Genomic DNA, 17918 nt, shown 5'->3' with positions numbered 1-17918 from the left:
GCCAGGGCGGAGTTGTCAGCGTCGGCGCCCAAAGGGCCGACGGCACCACTGACGACACCGGCGCCACCTACACCTTCGTCCCCGATCAGAACGGCAACTATGTCGGATATGACGGAACCGTTTATTCAGGGGTTCCGGCTGACGGCTCGGCCAGCAATCCGGTCAATTCGGACAATCTTGCCCCAGCGAAGCTGACGGCGTCTGACGGTGGCACGACGGATCTGTTCGGTCTGAACAGTGTTGTGAACGACAATGGTGTTGTTCTGGCCGGGGCGCATGGCGACGACGACAAGGGCAACGCCTCTGGCTCGGCTTATCTTTACACGCCCGACGGCAATGGCGGGTACACGCAGCTCAAGCTGTCGGCCTCCGATCTCGGTGCGACCAGTGCCTTTGGCTATTCGGTTGCCCTCAACAATGCCGGGGTTGCCGTTGCCGGTGCCTTCAACAACAACGCTGTTTACGTCTTCCGACCCGACGGCAATGGCGACTACTTCGAAGCCAAGCTGATGCCGTCGGACGGCATCTCCGGAGACCTCTTCGGCTGGAGCTCCGCCATCAACGAAAGCGGCGTGATCGCGGTTGGTGCCCACGGAGATGACGATTACGCCACCAATTCCGGCTCCGTCTATGTCTACTCGCCCGATGGCTTTGGCGGTTATGACGAGGTCAAGCTGACCGCGTCCGATCGTGCGGCCAACAACAACTTCGGCAAATTCGTCACCATCAGCGATGCCGGTCAGGTGGTTGTCGGCGCTCCTTATGGCGATGACGCTACGCTGGATACCGGGGCTGTTTATGTCTTCACGCCCGACGGCAATGGCGGGTACACCGAGGTCAAACTGACCGCGTCCGATGGCGTTGCATCGGACTTCTTTGGCCATTCGGCGGCGGTCAATGCTGCCGGAACGGTTGTCGTTGGCGCCTATGGCGATGAAGACGGCGCAGTCACCAACAGTGGCTCTGTCTATGTCTACCAGCCGGACGGCAATGGCGGCTATACCGAGACCAAACTGTCGGCCCTGGACAAGTTCGCCGGCGATGTCTTCGGTTCTGCGGTCAGCATCAACGACAACGGCACGATTGTTGTCGGAGCCCATGGCAATGACGATGCCGGCTCGACCTCCGGTTCTGCCTATGTCTTTGTGCCGGATGGCAATGGTGGTTACACCCAGTACAAGCTCACCGCTCCCGATGGGGAAGCTTCCGACGCCTTCGGCATTTCCGTCTCCGTCAGCCAGGGCGGAGTTGTCAGCGTCGGCGCCCAAAGGGCCGACGGCACCACTGACGACACCGGCGCCACCTACACCTTCGTCCCCGATCAGAACGGCAACTATGTCGGATATGACGGAACCGTTTATTCGGGCACAACCTCCGCAGGACTGAATGTTCTTGGAACAGACACAGACAACGCGCTTTCAGGCGGTGCTTCAGATGATCTGATTGAAGGATTGGCTGGAAATGACGTTCTGACCGGCAACGGAGGAGACGACACTCTGACGGGCGGAACCGGCAGCGACACATTTGTCTTCAAGGCGGGTGACACTGGTCATGACACCGTGACTGATTTCGCCGCAGGTGCTGGGTCCGACGACATTCTGTCCTTTGAAACCACTCTCTTTGCGGACTTTGCCAGCGTACTTGCCGCCGCAACCGATGTGGGGTCCAACATCGTGATTACGATCGACGCAAGCACATCGATCGAATTACAGGGAGTTTCGACGGCGAACCTTCATGAAGATGACTTCCAGTTCGTCTGACGAAGCAAGATCAGAACACCAGTGATTTGGGGAGCCACGACTCCCCAACTCCTTTCAAATTGCGCAAAGACGCAGCTGTCCGGTTTCATTGTTTCACCACTCCCTCGGCGCGACTTCGCAAGACATTTCAACAAACTTCTCGTTATCCGCACGGCTGAACGCCGGGCGTTTGCGAACGTTGTTTCGGGAAGGTTCGAAGCCTAGTAACTCAAGTCTCCTCGGCAAACTCCGAATGGACAATCTGTTAAATGGTAACGGTCAGGCCGACCGTTTCGACAAACCGGAACCGTCTGATGGCATAAATCAGAAACGGTTGCTTCCCTTCCGATAAACCGTATTCCTCGACAGCCATGATCAGGCCGCCAGAGCTTGTCGTGCCCGCGACAACCGGCTTTTCACGGTTCCAACAGCAACGCCCATGCGATTTGCGACCTGATCGTGTGACAGGCCGGAAAAAACGCAGAGCTGCAGAACATCGCGTTCCTCGGGTCGAAGCCTCTCAATGTTCTTCGCCACGTCCCCAAGTTCCAGATATTTTTCCTGCGTCGGCGCGAAATGCGTTTCTTCATACCATTCCTCAATCGGCACATGATGACCGCGGCGCTCGTATTTTCTGATCTCGTCAAGATGCGCATTGCGGACAATGGTAAAGAGCCAGCGCCGTAACTCTGTTCCATGCGTGAACTGGGCACGATTGCGCAATGCACGTTCAAGCGCCGTTTGCATAAGATCTTCGCCCGCCTCCGCAGACCCGGTGACGGATCGGGCATACCGACGCAGGTGCGGCATTTCAGTTTGAAGGTCTTGTACGAAATTGTCCTCAAAACGGCTCATCGGGCCCTCCCGTGCAACTGGTGCGATGATCCGCATGTAATGGCTTCCAGCCATGACTTTTACAATTCTCAAAGTAAATTCATCTGCAGTTGATCAATTCTTGAGTAACAACACGCGATGACACATGCGATTAAGAAAATGTTACTTGCAGTGAACGAGAGAAACCCAATATCGCATGTATGATTGCCTCTTCAAAATGGGCATAGATCCCAAGTTCCAATTTGATGGAATCTTGCCGATCGCCTGAGCATCCACGCTTTCAAAACAAAATTTTTTCAAGAATTAATCAAATAATTGTAAATATAATTTGAAATAATACCATTATTACCATGAATATTAAAATAAATGAAAAAGAATATTGAATATTAAAAAATATAAATTCAAAATTTTCGGAACCATCATCATCCCGATACGTTTCTATTTCTAGACCACATTGTTGGCGTTGCAATACCAGCAGATGTTGGTCGAGAAAAGCAGTCAACACGGAGCTTGATTATGCGTACGAATAAGAAACTTCTGTCATCCCTGCTTGCAGCCGCATTTGTTTCCACCGCGATGATCGGAAACGCATTTGCGGACGATCCGGATGACACCGTTGGTGATCTGACCGGCGATAAGCCGTTGTCCATTCGCCTGATGCAGATTCAAAACCAGAAGGCATTGCAAGCCGCTCAAAACCGGCAGTCTGTCTCCAGACAACAGAGCAATGCAGCCTATGCCGACTTTCCTGACCAGACCGTTGGCGACCTGAATGGCAACAACCCTGTGCCTGTTCGCCGGCAAGCTGCAAACAATGCCCAGGTTCGTGGATCCGATAGATCACTTCTGATCCTGCAGTTCCAGGGCGACTGGAACGGCACCGCGAAGAAGGGTTTTCCGCATCAGTAAGAATGCTTCATGAATGAAGCAATCCAAGAAAGGGCCGCGCAAACAGCGCGGCCTTTCTTTTGTGTTCCCGGCACGAATCTAGAGAGTTGCGATTGATTGGCCTTCGCTTGGAGCCCCGCCCTTTTGTCCCTGAACCTTTCAGGTAATTACAGTTTATGCTTGCTGATTGCTCCCTGCACAGCTCCGTCCTAAGATCACCGGATTGATCAGAAATTGTTTGAATTTCCAAAGGCGAAGTGCCGAGCAGGAATGAAGATCAAAGGCGAGAGAACTATGGACGCGACCAGTTTCGACTATGCCGGTTATCAACCCAAGGGTGACAAGAAGAACTCAGAATTTTTCGAAACTTACAGGCATAAGATCTACGAGCGACGACAGTCTTCCGGCATCGACGACAATGTCGGTCACATGAAGGCGATGATAGTTCAGGTTGAAGCGGGAGACGGTGTCGCCACAATGGCGGAAATTCACCGCATGACACCAAACCGCTATCACTCAAGCTACATTTCACAGACCCACAAGCTTCACGTGCTTCATACAAAGCCGGAGTTCCCTGCGCTCATCATCAAGGAGCCACTTTCCTCCAATTATGAAGACTATATCAAGCGCCTCAACGTTCTTTATCCCCTGGCGCGCCAAAAACCCAACACCCGGTATGTCGGCGAGATTTTCGATTGCTCGGATATCAACACAGTTAGGAAAACACTGGAAGACCAGAGCATCCGCTTCGAATATCCAGGGGACACAGAAAATGCCCTTTACACGTCGGAGAACATTTTATTCTCGACCATTTCCGACTTCACTGGCAATCGCGTTGGCTATTCGGCCGGTGATTTCAACGATCCGGCAAGCCTGTCGCTCGGCGAACCTTACCACCTCACGGACGAGGAAAAGGCGCAGCTTGCGAAGGGTGTCGCGTTCGCTGAAACTCATGGCTTGAACGAATTGATGCTCGGCTATGACCATATGGCAACCCGCATTCTTGCCGGAGAACGCGAGGATGCCATTCTCGAGTTCCTGACGATGGTGCCTTATTACTTCTGGGGTGCATACAACATTCAGGACATGAACTCGTCGACCAATGTAAACCGTTGCCCGACGGTCTCGGACGATAAACAATCGCCGGCAAAGGTCTTTACCGCAAACAACACGCCGTCTTTCGTCAACTCCTTCGAAAACCTGCCCATGCCGACGGAGAATTTTGTCCGAAACTATGGCCGCAGGATGCACCATATGGCAGTGGAAGTTGAAGACGGCGATCATGAGACCGGACAGAAAAATGTCGATTACGTCGTCGGTATTCTGGGTCAGGAGGGTGTCCCCTTCCTTGCGCACGTTGTCGGCGAGTGCAAGGACTCACCCGATCTCAAGCAGATCTTCTCAAAGCACTCTCAGCACACGTTGCTGATCACGGAATATATCGAGCGCTGCAAGGCTTTTGACGGCTTCTTCACCAAGTCCAATGTCGCCGCTCTGACGGAGGCAGCAGGCAAGGACGAACGCTATCAGCATGGTCATGTATTTGACTGACCTGCTCTGACATCAGTTCAGTGCAATCGAATTCGGCCTTCTGCTTTCCATCTCAAGAAAACAGAAGGCTGACCAATGGCGGAACCGATTTCAGGCGGGACCCAACATCGGGCGCAATCGGCATTCACAAATACGCCCCTGCCATAAGAGTATCTCAATTGAAAGTGGGGTCATTTGACGGAGGTGATCCAACCGGGTCAACCAGCACCGGTCGCCAGCTTCGAGACGCTCAATATCTGCAGAACCGCCCTCGGATCTCATTGGCAAGGATCAGTTCAGATCCTTCAGGAGCCGACCGTGTTTTCGAGTTTCCTGTATGACATCACCAAATGTTTCGAATCCCTTGCCTTCAAGAATTGGCAACATCTTGCACAGTGCTTCAGCCGTTGCCTGGGCATCGCCAAGCGCCGTATGGCGCAAGTCGGGATCGATCCTGATGTCGAGGCGTTCACATAGTGCGTCCAAAGTGTGAACTTCCGTATCTCCAAACAGCACGGCAGACAGCAGTACCGTATCCAGCAGCGGATGATCCCAAATCAATCCGGATGTCTTTTCGTGCCGGTGCAAAAACGCCATGTCAAACGGTGCATTGTGGGCCACGAGCACAGACTCTCGCGCAAAGGCGTGCAAGCCGGAAACGACGGCTGAGACGTCGGGGGCACCGGCGACCATGGAATCCGTAATCCCGTGAACTTTGGTTGACGCACGTGGAATGCTACGCCCTGGATTTGCCAGCTGGTTCACACTTTCACCGGGTACGATCCGGCCTTTGACGACACGCACAGCCCCAACCTGAACAATCTCGTCCTTGTTGGGCATCAGGCCGGTGGTTTCCGTATCGAAAACCACAAAATTCAAACCTTTGATCGGACGATTTTCGATCGCATGTTCGGTCTCGTGTTCCGACAGATCGAAGTCAAAGATCAGTGGGCGCGCTGCTTCCGGCGCGATCCGCGCATGCGTGTCGTCAACGAGGATCATGTAGCCCGGCGTCTTGTGAAGTTTTTTCAGGCGCAGTTCAAAACTCAACCTGCCTCCGCTCCCGCGAACTTCAAGCACGACTTCCGTTCGATTTTCCGACAGTTGATCAAGGCCTGACCGCAAATCAATCTCGTTGAAATAGTCGAATATGGACGCGCTCAGTCGGGGCACATGAACCTGGCCCAGGACATCGGCAGCCTGACCGTCATAAAGCATGATCTGGTTCGTCGGACTGACAAGGATGATCGCAACCGGTATCTCGGTGAGCAGAAGCGCAAGATGCGCTTTTTCAGCCATCAGACGTGAAGTCTCGGCAGCAACAATCTGATCGGCGCCATCAGAGACTTTCGAAAGATGTCCGGTCACGGCGTGAACGGCGGGGGCCAGATCGCCAAGGAAGCGCGCCTTGTGCATGTCTATCGAAGACTTGACATCTGCATGGGCACACGCGCGGACGTTCGATGCGATATGCTCAATCGGACGAGCAACATACTCATCGAAAAAACGCCAGACACCAGTGGAGACAGCGAGTAGCCCAAAGAACGACAGAACACCCGCAAACAGGAAGCCGGCCGCGTGCCCTTCCTCAGCTGCTCGCAAAAACCCGATATAAAGGGCGACGGCAACCAGGGTGGAACTGGCAACAGCAGCAGAAAAAAACGTTAGGAAGATGCGCATCCTCAAGCTGATTGACATCAACATCATCCACCTCCACAGATCGTGGAAACAACTGGGTCACCCGAAGGGACGGCGACCCACTCGACCCCGGAGACGACACCATCACTTTCAAACGAGATCCCGTCGGTTAGAGCAGCACGCTTCAAGCCTGGGCAATCCGTCAGAACGGGCACTTTACTGACCGGAGACCAGCGTCCGAAAAAATAGACCTCGGCCAGTTTGACGCCAGGTTGTTGAGGATGTGAGCGAACGGTCGCCATGTCGACCGCGACAAAGCGCTCCACAAACGGCCACACATACGTCCAGGGCCGATAAAATGCCTTGCTTTCGATCGTTTGCGCAATCACCACGTCTTCGGGTAGTGCATCCCTGGTGCGGGAAAACCAACTGTATTCGTTCGAAATAATGACCGTAAGCATCGCCATTCCGGCAACGACCGGGGTAGCCCAGCGCGGCAGCCGTCCTCCCAGCACCCTGTTGACCAACATCACGGCACCGGCTCCTGCAAGGCCCGCAACAAAAGTGGCAATCAGTTCGACGAACATTGTTTTCCTCCAAATCGGACACTTCGGCAGTCTGCTAGCCGGCTGCGTCCGAAGAGTTTTGCCTATGTCAGCATTCCACGCCCATGACCGATCGCTGATTGCATGGTCTTGACCACCACAAAGGCGTCTCGCAGGTGACTGCGCTCAAAATCCGACAACATGGATGGTTGCAGAAAATTGTCAGGCTGGCCTCCCTGCTTCACCAACCCGGCCTGATGCAGCAATCGGGTCTCGGCAATCAGGTCGTAGGCGTCCAGCAGGTCCCCGGCACCGGACTGACTGAGCTGCCCGATCTCACGTGCCTCAACCAGACGAGCCCTCGTGTTGACCGAACCGATCTGCCCTTGCAGCGCATAAATCCGCGCGAGATCGACGACCGGCACGACACCATTGAGCTTCATGTCCAGCGCATTCTTGTTCTCACCTGAGCGGATTGTGGCCAGCCCTCGCAGAAGATTCAAAGGTGGTGTGTGTTTGAGCGAGTTGCTGATCATGTGCGCAACAAAAATCGAATTTTCGCTCGCTGCTTTCAAAGTTGCGTCCTGGGTGTTCTCAAAAAGCGCTTTTTGCCCGCCAATCGGCCGAAGGTCGAACATAACGGAGCTCAGCATTTGCGCTTCCGGATCAGGCTTGCGGATCCAACCTTCAAAATACCCTTTCCAGACATCTACCGGCTGGCACCAGCGCGGGTTTGTCGCCATCATGTCGCCGGGACAGTAGACATAACCGCAGGTATTCAATCCATCGCAGACGAATTTTGCCAAGTCCGCAAAATACCCTTCCCGATCGGAAACTCTGACACTGTTGTCCAAAAACAGGCAATTGTCCTGATCACTTACACCGGTTTGCTCTTGCCGCCCCTGTGAACCACAGGCGAGCCACAGATATGGTACTGGCGGTGGACCCAGTTTCTCTTCTGCAAGCGCCAGAAGACGGCGCGTCGCCGTGTCGGCAATGTCGGTGATCAGTCTGGTTACGACTTCATGTCTGCTCCCACCGGCCACAAGCTGAACCAATAGTCTGGGAATGCCTGCAGTTGCCTTGGCCATCTCTTCCGAGGAACTTGCAATCGCGATTTCGCGCACCAAATTTCCGGAACTGACCGCCTGAAACCGGGTCAGATCCGTCTGCGTGACAATCCCGACAAGACGTTTACCTTCAATAATCGGTATGTGGCCCACGCGACGTTCCATCATCAGATGTAGAATGTCCGAACCAATGGCCGAGGGCGCAAGCGTGATCGGATTGGCCGTCATGATGTCGGCCACGGTTGTCTCGACCGGCAGGCCTTCCGCCAGAATTTTACCTGACAGGTCCCGAGTGGTCACAATCCCCTTCAGTGCGCCATCGGCACCGGTCACGCAAAGCGAAGACATACGCCGGTCCCGCATCGTCCGCGCCGCATTTTGCACCGTCGTTTCAGGCAAGCAGGTGACAGGTTTCGAAGCCATCAGCGTCGCTGCACGACTTGTCACCAGACTGTTTTCGTCTGTCTGCGATCTCCGTGCACGGTCAAAGAAACGGGAAAACGACTTGTTCTCGGCAATGAGACCGTGAAACACCACAGGTGGGAGCACCAGCAGGACGGAATCTTCATCAACCTTGGCGGACGTGACGGCAATTCCTTCACGCATCAGCCCGCGTTCGCCAAACGAGTTCCTCGGTCTTAAGTGACTGACGAGGACATTGTTTTCATCCCGCACCTCGACAGCACCTTCATGGATAAGAAATAATCCGGGTAACCGGTCGCCTAACTCATAGACATCGGAACCGGCATCCATGTTCCAGACCTCGAACTGCCCGGTAAGTGTTTCCAGCCGTTCCTGCGAAAGCGAGTCATAAGGGTGCACTGACTTGAGAAAGTGCAGGATCTGATCTGGTGTCAGGGACATCACACAAGCCTTGAAAGAACAAAATGTCCCGTCCGATGTTTACCGGACAGGACAGGATCAATAAGAGGTCGGGAGGCCGCATTACGGCCCCCCGTTAAGCGTCAGTGATCCTGAGCCACGCCGGCACCACGCGGGATGCGAACGCTTGCAACCAGGTCCTTGATCGCCTGCGGGGTTTCCTTGGTCATACCCGCAACAATATAGGCAACCGTGAAGTTGATCGCAGCTCCTATTGCACCGAACGAGGTCGACTTGACCGGACCGAGCAGCGGATCGGCATCGGTAAAGCTGTTCGTTCCCGGGATGAAGAACCACCCCTTATGCAGGAAGATGTAAACCAGCGTCACGACCAGACCGGCCAGCATTCCGGCAACCGCACCAGTGTTGTTGATGCGGGTCGAGAAGATCCCCATCATCAGCGCCGGGAAGATCGAGGCTGCCGCAAGACCGAAGGCCAGGGCCACGGTTTGCGCGGCAAATCCGGGTGGATTCAGTCCCAGATATGTTGCCACCATAATGGCAACCGCCATGGCAATTCGCGCTGATAGCAACTCCCCGCGCTCCGAAATCCCCGGATTGATGGCCCCCTTGATCAGATCATGACTGACCGCCGACGAAATGGCCAGGAGCAGACCCGCGGCCGTCGATAGTGCCGCCGCCAGACCACCGGCTGCCACCAGACCAATCACCCAGCTGGGCAGGTTGGCGATTTCCGGATTGGCCAGAACCAGAATATCCCGGTTGAACTTGGTCAACTCGTTGCCGACCCAGCCTTTTTCCTCGGCAACAGCCTGCATGTCGGCGTTTTTGTCGTTGTAGTACTGGATCTTGCCGTCATGGTTCTTGTCTTCCCAGTTCAGAAGCCCGGTTTTCTGCCAGGTTTCCATCCAGTCGTAACGCTTGTCGTTATCGATCTGCTCAAGGGTGACAGCCCCATTATTGATACCGCCGTTCGGCCACATCATTTCGGTGATGTTCAGACGCGCCATGGCGCCGACAGCAGGCGCCGTCAGGTAGAGAAGTGCGATGAATACCAACGCCCAACCGGCAGACCAGCGCGCATCGGAAACTTTAGGCACTGTGAAAAAGCGCATGATCACATGAGGCAGGCCGGCAGTACCGATCATCAGCGACAAGGTGAAAAGCACCATATTGAAAGTGTCTGAATGATGCGCTGTATAGGAATTGAAACCAAGCTCAGTCACGACCTGATTCAGCTTTGCAAGCAGCGGCTCACCACTTGCGACATCGTTACCGAACAGTCCGAGGGCCGGAATGGCATTCCCCGTGAGCTGAAGCGAGATGAAGATTGCCGGGATGGTGTAAGCGGTGATCAACACGACATATTGTGCGACCTGGGTGTAGGTCACCCCCTTCATGCCACCAAAAACGGCATAGGCGAACACCACACACGCACCAATGAGCAAACCGGCTGTATTGCTGACCTCAAGGAAGCGGCCAAAGGCAACGCCGACACCTGTCATCTGACCAATCACATAGGTGGTCGATGCAACGATCAGACAGACAACCGCAACAATGCGGGCGGTCTGACTGTAAAAACGGTCGCCGATAAACTCCGACACAGTGAACTTGCCGAATTTGCGCAGGTAAGGGGCCAGCAGCAAGGCCAGCAGCACGTACCCGCCGGTCCAGCCCATCAGGAACGAACTGTTGTCGTAGCCTGTGAACGCAATCAAGCCAGCCATGGAGATAAACGACGCTGCAGACATCCAGTCGGCGGCAGTTGCCATCCCGTTGGTGACCGGGTGCACACCGCGTCCGGCGGCATAGAATTCAGACGTTGAGCCGGCACGGGCCCAGATTGCAATGCCGATATAGAGCGCAAACGAGCCGCCCACAAACAGCAGATTGATAGTAAACTGATCCATCTGTCCCCGAAGTCCCTATTCTTCGTCCACACCGTGTTCGCGATCGAGTCTGTTCATCCGCCATGCGTAAAAGAAGATGATTGCCAGAAAGACCAGGATCGATCCCTGCTGGGCAAACCAGAAGCCAAGATCGGTGCCGCCAACGGCGATGCCGCTCAACATCGGGCGCAGCAGGATGCCAAACCCGAAGGAGACCAGCGCCCAGATGATGAGGCTGACCACAATGATGCGCATATTGGCGGACCAATAGGCGTTATTGTTTGAATTGTCGGACATGTTGGCTCCTCCACTTAGTCCGGGTTTATCCTGAAAAGCCGCGCTCAACCGCTGCTTCGGATCCAATCTTCAACAGCCACCCGTCTGGCCGTTCCATTCAGGCCCGCGGCTGTCAGCCGATGCCTTGCCCTTCGTTGACGCGCCGCAACAAAGCCACCCCTCCAGACGGCTGCATCACGCTATGTTCAACGCAACTGAGAATGAGAACCCCCAATCGAATGCTGCCCGCCTGTGCTGTGAAGTCAGATCGACGCGGTCCATGTTTGCCATGTTCAATGTCATTGCCGGGTTTGACGGTCGGCAAGTCAATGAGTTCCGCTACGAAATTTCCACTGCCCACAAAACGTAAAACGGGAAGAGACCGGAGATCATCTCAACTGTGACGCGGACATTACCAACAGATTAAACATATTCAAGACTACTATTGAACTAATATACTTAGGTATTATCATACCATTGTATGCAATACTTAAGTATGGGAGTAGCAAAGTGTATTAATACTTAGGTCTAAGAAATCATGCACCCATGAGGGTATTGACAAGAATATGCATCTGTTACATACGCTGGCCATGAACCTGACGCTATGCACTCCAGTTAAAAACTTAAGTGCTACGACAGCTGCAAAATTAATCTATATAACTGAATAAACTAGGATTTTCGTTCTTCGCGTCGAGTTTTAAGAGCAATCTTGGAGAAAACCCGTCATGCAGGGTCAACGAATTATCGCCACTGGCGCTTCGCCGTGCTGGTGCTAATAATTGGCTGTAGGGCCATTCCATGGCGCAATACTTTTAAAGTAGATTTTTCTAAACGTCGTTTTTAGAAATCATGCCTGAGAGCAACTCAAATCGTGCAAGCGCCGGGATCGCGAAAAACCCATCCCGACGCTTTTTTTCGTTCAGCTTCCTGGCGCCTTGTAGACGCTGGCAATTGCTCCCGCTTTCTTTTGCATTGCGGTAAATTCGTCGGAAGTGAAGGCCTGAACGGTCTTTAGGTTGGAAATCGCGCCACTGGCTCCGGTCGCCAGCAAACCCGCCAGGAGGTTCGTAACATCATCTACCGTAACCGTGACGGTAAAGTCGGTTTTACCCGTGGTCAGAAGATAGCTTTCCAACCGCCCTCCTGCCGCTTCCACGACGGCCCGAACGGTTCCTTCGCGATCCCCCGGATTTGCGACCATGGCTTTCATGGCAACTGCGGTGTAACTTCCCGAAACAATAAATCTTGGCATAAAATCCTCCCTCAGGGGTCAGATCGGACCGTCTCAAGCACCAATTGCCTGAAACTCAACCAAACTTACCCTACGTAAGATTATGCGTGAATCGACAGGAATACTACTCCCCATCTGTAATGACATGCGTTCAACCGACCCCACGACCAGACATCAGGTACACAGGAAATTGAATCCTTTAGAGGCGCAATTCGGGAGAATTGATGAACCGGGAACCAAATTGGTTGTGAACAATCGTCATTTTAAATCTGCCCTTTTGAGGAATAGACAAACAACCACGGAAACTGGCAAACAGGCACGTGAGCGAGTTTGCCCTTCAACCATGTATCCATCCGGAACATTAGAAATGTCAGGATATTCCGATGATCAAAGTCCTTGGACGCGCCAACTCCGTAAACGTCCAAAAGGTGATGTGGTGCGCAGCTGAACTCGGTCTCGACGTTGAAAGGTCCGATATCGGCGGTGCCTTTGGTGGCAATGACGCGGCGGATTATCTCCTGAAGAACCCCAACGGCAGGGTTCCGACCCTTGTAGACGGCAACTATGTCCTTTGGGAATCGAACGCGATTGTCCGGTATCTCTGTGACAAGTATGGCTCATCCCCTTGGATGCCCGGTACAGCGGAAAGTCGTGGACATGCCAATCAGTGGATGGATTGGTATCTCGCTGAGCTACATCCCCCCATGACAACACTATTCTGGCAACTTGTCCGTACCTCACCCTCCAATCGGGACGTTGCTGCTATCGAGAGTGCAATTGAAAAGTGTTCAGCTCTTTGGCAAGTGCTCGATAATCACCTAAGCTCCCGCCCCTACCTTCTGGGTGACCAGTTGAGCATGGCTGATATCCCCGTTGGTTGTTCTGCTTATCGCTGGCATTGCATGGAGTTTCCTCGTCCCGACCTGCCAAGTCTCAGAACCTGGTGGACACGCCTGACCGAACGGCCGTCATACAAGTCGGGTGTCATGGTGCCCATTACCTGAGGTCGACCTGTGAATTCGGACAAAACCACCTTAAGCTGATTTGCATCGATATTGTGTTGCAAACAATGAAAACCTGACGATTTCCAGCAAGTTAGCGCCTCGCGTCTAAACAACTCCACTCCTACTCTCGCCACCAATTTTATAGGTAAGCGACCTAATCCCCATCGGCGACACCTTCGGCTCGTGCCCGGGCACGACGAGAGCGATACGCCGGCAAGACCACGAGCAGCACCGCCAATACCAGCAGAGCCAGGGTCATCGGTCGCTCCCAGACGAAACCCACTCCGTCATAGAGCTGCATTGCGCGGGAAAAGTTGTTTTCGAGCAACGGCCCCAGAATGAAGCCGATCAGCAACGGCGCCAGCGGGTAATCCGCGAACCGGAACAGCGTTGCACAAATGCCGAATCCGACCAGAAGCAGGAGTTCTGTCGCATTGTTCTGTCCGATGTAAGCTCCCATCAACGTAAAGAACAGGATAAACGGGATGAGATAGTTGCGCGGAACAGCCAGAACCTTTGCAATGTATGGAATCAGCGGCAGGTTCAGGATCAGCAACACCAGGTTGCCCAGATACATGGATATGATCACTGCCCAGAAAATCTGCGGCTCATCGATCATCAGGCGTGGACCTGGACTGACATTGAGGGCAATCAGCGCACCGAGCAAAATGGCTGTGGTACCCGACCCGGGAATGCCGAGGGTGAGCAGCGGAACAAAGGACCCGGTGCACGCGGCGTTGTTGGCACTTTCCGGAGCTGCAATTCCCTTGACCGATCCTTTTCCGAATTGCTCCTGCTCTTCTTTCGAGGCGATGTTACGTTCAACCGCATATCCCAGAAACGAGGCGATCGTTGCTCCGGCACCGGGAAGAACACCAATAAAGAAACCCTGGATCGACTGACGACCGATCACCGGTGTGATACGCAGCGCTTCGTCCCTGGTGATGCGCAGGTTCTTGATCTTTCCTCCTTCTCCACCATCTCCGGTGTTGGACCTATCAGGATTGAGAACAAGAAAGATTGCCTCCGGCAAGGCAAACATTGCCATTGCCAGGGTGATAAAGCCGAAGCCCGACTGAAGGTCCATGATGCCCATCGTGAAACGGGGCGCGTTGAAAAGCACTCCCTCCCCGACGGTGGCCATCATTAATCCAAGGAATGTCATGAGGAGAGCTTTTCCGACCTGTCCAGTTCCGGCGAATGCAGCAATGGCCGACAGCCCAACAACCATCAACGCAAAATATTCCGACGAGTGAAACAGCAAGGCAACCGATGCGAGGGCTGGGGCAAAGACCATCAGCAGAATCGCACCAATGGTACCGCCCGCGAACGACGCGATGGCCGCGACGGTCAACGCCTTGCCGGCCTGACCTTTGCGCGCCAACGGGTATCCGTCGAAAGACGTCGCGACTGTTGACGCGACACCCGGCGCGTTGATGAGGATTGAAGAAGTCGACCCGCCAAAAACCGCGCCATAATAAACACCTGCCAACAGGATCAGTGCGGCTGACGGATCGCCGATCGTGATCGCGACAGGGATCATGATGGCGATGATCGACATGGGACCAAGCCCCGGAAGCATACCGATAAACGTACCGATCAGGCATCCGCCGACCACCATCATGATGTTTGTAAAGGTAAAGGCCGTCGCGAGGCCCGTCAGAAGTCCTTCGAGCATCTCAACCTCCACTTACGAATAACGGGAACGGACTTAGAAAGATCCCAAGCACCACGTCCACCAGATACCAGACCGTACCGGCGGCAATTGCCGCAACAACAATCATCACGACATAACGACGTTCACCGAGAATGAAGCTTCCACCCGCCAGAAACAGGAACGTCGCCGCCAGGAAACCAAGTGGGCGCAAAAGCAGTGCATAAGCAACCATCGCTGCAAGAAGAATGACCGCCTGACCGACCTTGTATTCATGAAGCCGAGACAGATTGATATCGGCGGCATCCGGCTTGCTGGGAGATTTTTCCAGGCCAAGCAGGATACTGAGTGACAGCAGAACCCCACCAACAGCCAGGACTTTCGGAAAACTCGACGGCCATATTGGACTGCGTTTCATGATAGGTGGCAAAAGCGCATCCATGGTGAAGTAGGCTGCGTAGCCATAGGCCAGGCAGATCAGCAAGATGACCAAAGCCAACCAACGATCGAGCGCCATCGTCCTCCCCTTCTGTTATTTGGTCAGTGATGCGTTCGGGAACCCCCGAACGCATTTTTCAGTCAGCAGATCGGGAAGGTCTTCATAGGAAGCCCAACTTTTTCATGAGATCGCCGATCACCTGTTCCTGCCCCTCCAGGAACGAACGGAAATCATCACCCGGGTTATGGATGTTCACCCAACCATTGCGCGCCCGGACTTCCTCCCATTCATCGGTCTCATACATCTGAGCAATCGCAGCCTGATAGGCTGCCAGCTTGTCGGCCGGAAGCCCCGGTGCGGCAAAGAAACCTCGCCAGTTGACGAAGGTCGTGTCGTTGCCTTGCTCCACCATTGTCGGCGCTTCTGCGAACGCATCCACGCGCTCGGGTGCGGTCACACCGATAATGCGAACTTCCCCTGCTTTGGCGAGCTCGACAGCTTCCGAGAAACCGGTTGAAACTGCCTGAACCTCTCCTGAGAGCAGACCGGCCATGGTCTTGCTGCCACCGTCATAAGGAACGTATTTCATTGCGACCGGATCCGCGCCGGCTGCCTGGAAAACCATGGCCGCGACCAAGTGATCCATGCCTCCTGGAACGGACCCGCCACCAATCGCGGTACCCGCCGGATCAGCGTTAAAAGCATCAATAAGGCCATTAAGGTCCTTGATATCGCCATTGGCTGAAACTACGAGAGCAGCGTAATCGCCGATCGTGCCGGCAACCAGGGTCAGGTCGCGAAAGTTTTGCGGGAACACACCGGTCAGTGAACGGATCACGATCGGTGTCGAGTTGACCATAAGCGTGCCATGATTGCTTTCAGCGTTTTCGATCAGATACCCAATGGCCTTTCCACCACCTCCACCTGACATGTTTTCATAAGACGCAGAGCCCACGAGACCGGCTTTGGTCAACGCTTCACCGGTTCCGCGTGCTGTACCGTCCCAGCCACCTCCTGCACCGCCCGGGATCAGAAAATGAATACTGTCCATAACCTGTTCCGCCGTGGCCATTGCTGGTGCACCAACGACAAGTGCCATGGCCATCGCCGCAGAAAAAGCCCGACGGGTTAGTTTGTTATACGCCATTTGATCCTCCCAAATTGTTGGCGTTGATTTGCTCACGATGTGAGCGGTTCGTTCGCGACAAGGACCCCGTCCCCGTCGCAGTAAACGAAATTTCCAGGTTCAAAAAAGACGCCGCCAAAAGCCACGGGTACATCAATGGCCCCGCTTCCGGTCTTGCCTGACCGGATCGGACTCGTCGCAAGAGCTTTGACACCAATGTCGAGGTCGGCCAGCAAATGGCAGTCCCGAACTGCTCCATTAATAATGATCCCGGCCCAGCCGTTTCCAATCAGCCTTTCAGCCATCATGTCTCCCAGCAAGGCGGTGCGGATCGAACCGCCTCCATCCAGTACGATGACACCCGCATCACCTGCGGAGGAAAACAACGTTTCCTGCACCAGCCTGGTATCCTCGACCATCACGGCGGTGCGAATTTTTCCGCAAAATTTGCGCTTTGCACCAAAATCACGAAACGGCAGATTGACGAACTGCACCTTTCCGGGATGAGCGTCGTTCAGGTCCGACGTCGTGAAGCTGTTTGTTGACGAACTCAATTTCCTTCCTCCAGGAATTCACCGGGAAAAAGAACAGCCCCTTCCATGATCCGCCGCTGTGTCCGATAGGTTCCGGCCGTTACGGCCTCCGGTCCATTGGGTCCTGTGCGAACTTCCGCCGTGACATTCAAAACTCCGGAGGGTGTTCCGATCTTCAGGTCAGTTGTTTCTGGATTTGAGATCTGTTGAACAAGCGAGCCCGGCACCTGCGCTGCCACGGCGGCACACATGCCGCCCGTCAATGTGATTGCGCGGTGAAACTTCCCCATGGAGACCAGGCGCACATTCAAATCATGCGTCTCGAGTGCATGGAATTCGCCATCCAGGGAGGTAAATGACCGCGCCTCCCCGAGAATGGCGACCTTGGGTGTCGAACGTTCGGCTTTGTCCGAAGAGCCAGCCAATCCCATCGCGACTGAGCCGGCACAACGGATCTTCTCGACCTGCTCCATGAAATCTTTTTCGTTGTCCAGACTGTCCGGCAATTCTATTGCCGATTTTCCAAGATCCGCTGCTCGGACAAACACGACAGCGTTGGCGGCGTCGATTAGTGAGGCCTCGACGATTCCAATCCCGCCAACATGCAATTCATCCACTGCATTGCCGCTCGGCAGCAGTCTTCCGGTCGCCGCACCACCCGGTGACAGGAAGTCAAGCA

General features: G+C 54.2%; 15 protein-coding genes and 1 pseudogene. 4 read left to right on the top strand and 12 right to left on the bottom strand.

The features are described from left to right. Positions 1–1760 (top strand): annotated as a pseudogene (locus K5905_RS08130) (hypothetical protein); the annotation flags it as partial. 354 nt (positions 1761–2114) lie between these two features. Here the strand turns inward: K5905_RS08130 and K5905_RS08125 are convergent. Next, positions 2115–2594: an RNA polymerase sigma factor gene (locus K5905_RS08125; RefSeq protein ID WP_297582335.1), complete on the bottom strand. Its 480-nt coding sequence runs from the start codon at positions 2592–2594 to the stop codon at positions 2115–2117. A 495-nt stretch (positions 2595–3089) separates the two neighbouring features. Between K5905_RS08125 and K5905_RS08120 the strand changes: the two genes are divergently transcribed. After that, on the top strand, positions 3090–3482 hold the full coding sequence (locus K5905_RS08120) for a hypothetical protein (RefSeq protein ID WP_297582334.1): 393 nt from the start codon (positions 3090–3092) through the stop codon (positions 3480–3482). Between the two features lie 273 nt (positions 3483–3755). Next, positions 3756–5012, top strand: coding sequence for a hypothetical protein (locus tag K5905_RS08115; protein WP_297582332.1), 1257 nt, complete (start codon positions 3756–3758; stop codon positions 5010–5012). A 270-nt stretch (positions 5013–5282) separates the two neighbouring features. Here the strand turns inward: K5905_RS08115 and K5905_RS08110 are convergent, their stop codons facing one another. The 6 genes from K5905_RS08110 to K5905_RS08085 all read right to left on the bottom strand — a co-directional run bounded on the left by K5905_RS08110 (position 5283) and on the right by K5905_RS08085 (position 12504). Continuing rightward, positions 5283–6689: a 3'-5' exonuclease gene (locus tag K5905_RS08110; RefSeq protein WP_297582330.1), complete on the bottom strand. Its 1407-nt coding sequence runs from the start codon at positions 6687–6689 to the stop codon at positions 5283–5285. 5 nt (positions 6690–6694) lie between these two features. Further along, a complete protein-coding gene (locus K5905_RS08105; RefSeq protein WP_297582328.1) occupies positions 6695–7216 on the bottom strand; it encodes a hypothetical protein in 522 nt (173 codons plus the stop codon). A 62-nt stretch (positions 7217–7278) separates the two neighbouring features. Beyond that, the gene (locus K5905_RS08100) at positions 7279–9108 is read right to left on the bottom strand and encodes a DUF294 nucleotidyltransferase-like domain-containing protein (RefSeq protein WP_297582326.1); all 1830 of its coding nucleotides are present in this window, start codon (positions 9106–9108) and stop codon (positions 7279–7281) included. 101 nt (positions 9109–9209) lie between these two features. Beyond that, on the bottom strand, positions 9210–10997 hold the full coding sequence (locus K5905_RS08095; RefSeq protein WP_297582324.1) for a sodium:solute symporter family protein: 1788 nt from the start codon (positions 10995–10997) through the stop codon (positions 9210–9212). Between the two features lie 15 nt (positions 10998–11012). After that, on the bottom strand, positions 11013–11273 hold the full coding sequence (locus K5905_RS08090) for a DUF4212 domain-containing protein (RefSeq protein WP_297582321.1): 261 nt from the start codon (positions 11271–11273) through the stop codon (positions 11013–11015). Between the two features lie 898 nt (positions 11274–12171). Next, complete coding sequence (locus K5905_RS08085) at positions 12172–12504, bottom strand: GYD domain-containing protein (RefSeq protein ID WP_297582318.1); 333 nt, start codon at positions 12502–12504, stop codon at positions 12172–12174. A 362-nt stretch (positions 12505–12866) separates the two neighbouring features. On the opposite strand from K5905_RS08085, the gene K5905_RS08080 reads away from it, so the two are divergent. Continuing rightward, positions 12867–13487, top strand: coding sequence for a glutathione S-transferase family protein (locus K5905_RS08080; protein WP_297582315.1), 621 nt, complete (start codon positions 12867–12869; stop codon positions 13485–13487). A 154-nt stretch (positions 13488–13641) separates the two neighbouring features. Here the strand turns inward: K5905_RS08080 and K5905_RS08075 are convergent, their stop codons facing one another. From K5905_RS08075 to K5905_RS08055, 5 genes are all read right to left on the bottom strand, one after another. Further along, positions 13642–15165 (bottom strand): tripartite tricarboxylate transporter permease, encoded by a 1524-nt coding sequence (locus K5905_RS08075; protein WP_297582313.1) that lies wholly within the window; start codon positions 15163–15165, stop codon positions 13642–13644. A gap of 1 nt (position 15166) precedes the next feature. Continuing rightward, on the bottom strand, positions 15167–15658 hold the full coding sequence (locus K5905_RS08070; RefSeq protein ID WP_297582311.1) for a tripartite tricarboxylate transporter TctB family protein: 492 nt from the start codon (positions 15656–15658) through the stop codon (positions 15167–15169). An 82-nt stretch (positions 15659–15740) separates the two neighbouring features. Further along, on the bottom strand, positions 15741–16727 hold the full coding sequence (locus K5905_RS08065) for a tripartite tricarboxylate transporter substrate binding protein (protein WP_297582309.1): 987 nt from the start codon (positions 16725–16727) through the stop codon (positions 15741–15743). 32 nt (positions 16728–16759) lie between these two features. After that, positions 16760–17260 (bottom strand): ribonuclease E activity regulator RraA, encoded by a 501-nt coding sequence (gene rraA / locus K5905_RS08060; RefSeq protein ID WP_297582307.1) that lies wholly within the window; start codon positions 17258–17260, stop codon positions 16760–16762. Further along, on the bottom strand, positions 17257–17918 hold a 662-nt coding region (locus K5905_RS08055; RefSeq protein ID WP_297582305.1), incomplete at its 5' end, for a PrpF domain-containing protein. The genes rraA and K5905_RS08055, both read right to left, overlap by 4 nt.

The sequence above is a fragment of the Roseibium sp. genome, from assembly GCF_025698965.1.
Taxonomy (GTDB): domain Bacteria; phylum Pseudomonadota; class Alphaproteobacteria; order Rhizobiales; family Stappiaceae; genus Roseibium.
Note: the sequence above shows the minus strand (reverse complement) of the source record. Positions and strands in the feature narration are given on the sequence as shown.

Coding starts and splice junctions, on each gene's coding strand:
- K5905_RS08125 (WP_297582335.1), bottom strand. CDS start 2,594: ATGAGCCGTTTTGAGGACAATTTCGTACAAGACCTTCAAACTGAAATG.
- K5905_RS08120 (WP_297582334.1), top strand. CDS start 3,090: ATGCGTACGAATAAGAAACTTCTGTCATCCCTGCTTGCAGCCGCATTT.
- K5905_RS08115 (WP_297582332.1), top strand. CDS start 3,756: ATGGACGCGACCAGTTTCGACTATGCCGGTTATCAACCCAAGGGTGAC.
- K5905_RS08110 (WP_297582330.1), bottom strand. CDS start 6,689: ATGTCAATCAGCTTGAGGATGCGCATCTTCCTAACGTTTTTTTCTGCT.
- K5905_RS08105 (WP_297582328.1), bottom strand. CDS start 7,216: ATGTTCGTCGAACTGATTGCCACTTTTGTTGCGGGCCTTGCAGGAGCC.
- K5905_RS08100 (WP_297582326.1), bottom strand. CDS start 9,108: ATGTCCCTGACACCAGATCAGATCCTGCACTTTCTCAAGTCAGTGCAC.
- K5905_RS08095 (WP_297582324.1), bottom strand. CDS start 10,997: ATGGATCAGTTTACTATCAATCTGCTGTTTGTGGGCGGCTCGTTTGCG.
- K5905_RS08090 (WP_297582321.1), bottom strand. CDS start 11,273: ATGTCCGACAATTCAAACAATAACGCCTATTGGTCCGCCAATATGCGC.
- K5905_RS08085 (WP_297582318.1), bottom strand. CDS start 12,504: ATGCCAAGATTTATTGTTTCGGGAAGTTACACCGCAGTTGCCATGAAA.
- K5905_RS08080 (WP_297582315.1), top strand. CDS start 12,867: ATGATCAAAGTCCTTGGACGCGCCAACTCCGTAAACGTCCAAAAGGTG.
- K5905_RS08075 (WP_297582313.1), bottom strand. CDS start 15,165: ATGCTCGAAGGACTTCTGACGGGCCTCGCGACGGCCTTTACCTTTACA.
- K5905_RS08070 (WP_297582311.1), bottom strand. CDS start 15,658: ATGGCGCTCGATCGTTGGTTGGCTTTGGTCATCTTGCTGATCTGCCTG.
- K5905_RS08065 (WP_297582309.1), bottom strand. CDS start 16,727: ATGGCGTATAACAAACTAACCCGTCGGGCTTTTTCTGCGGCGATGGCC.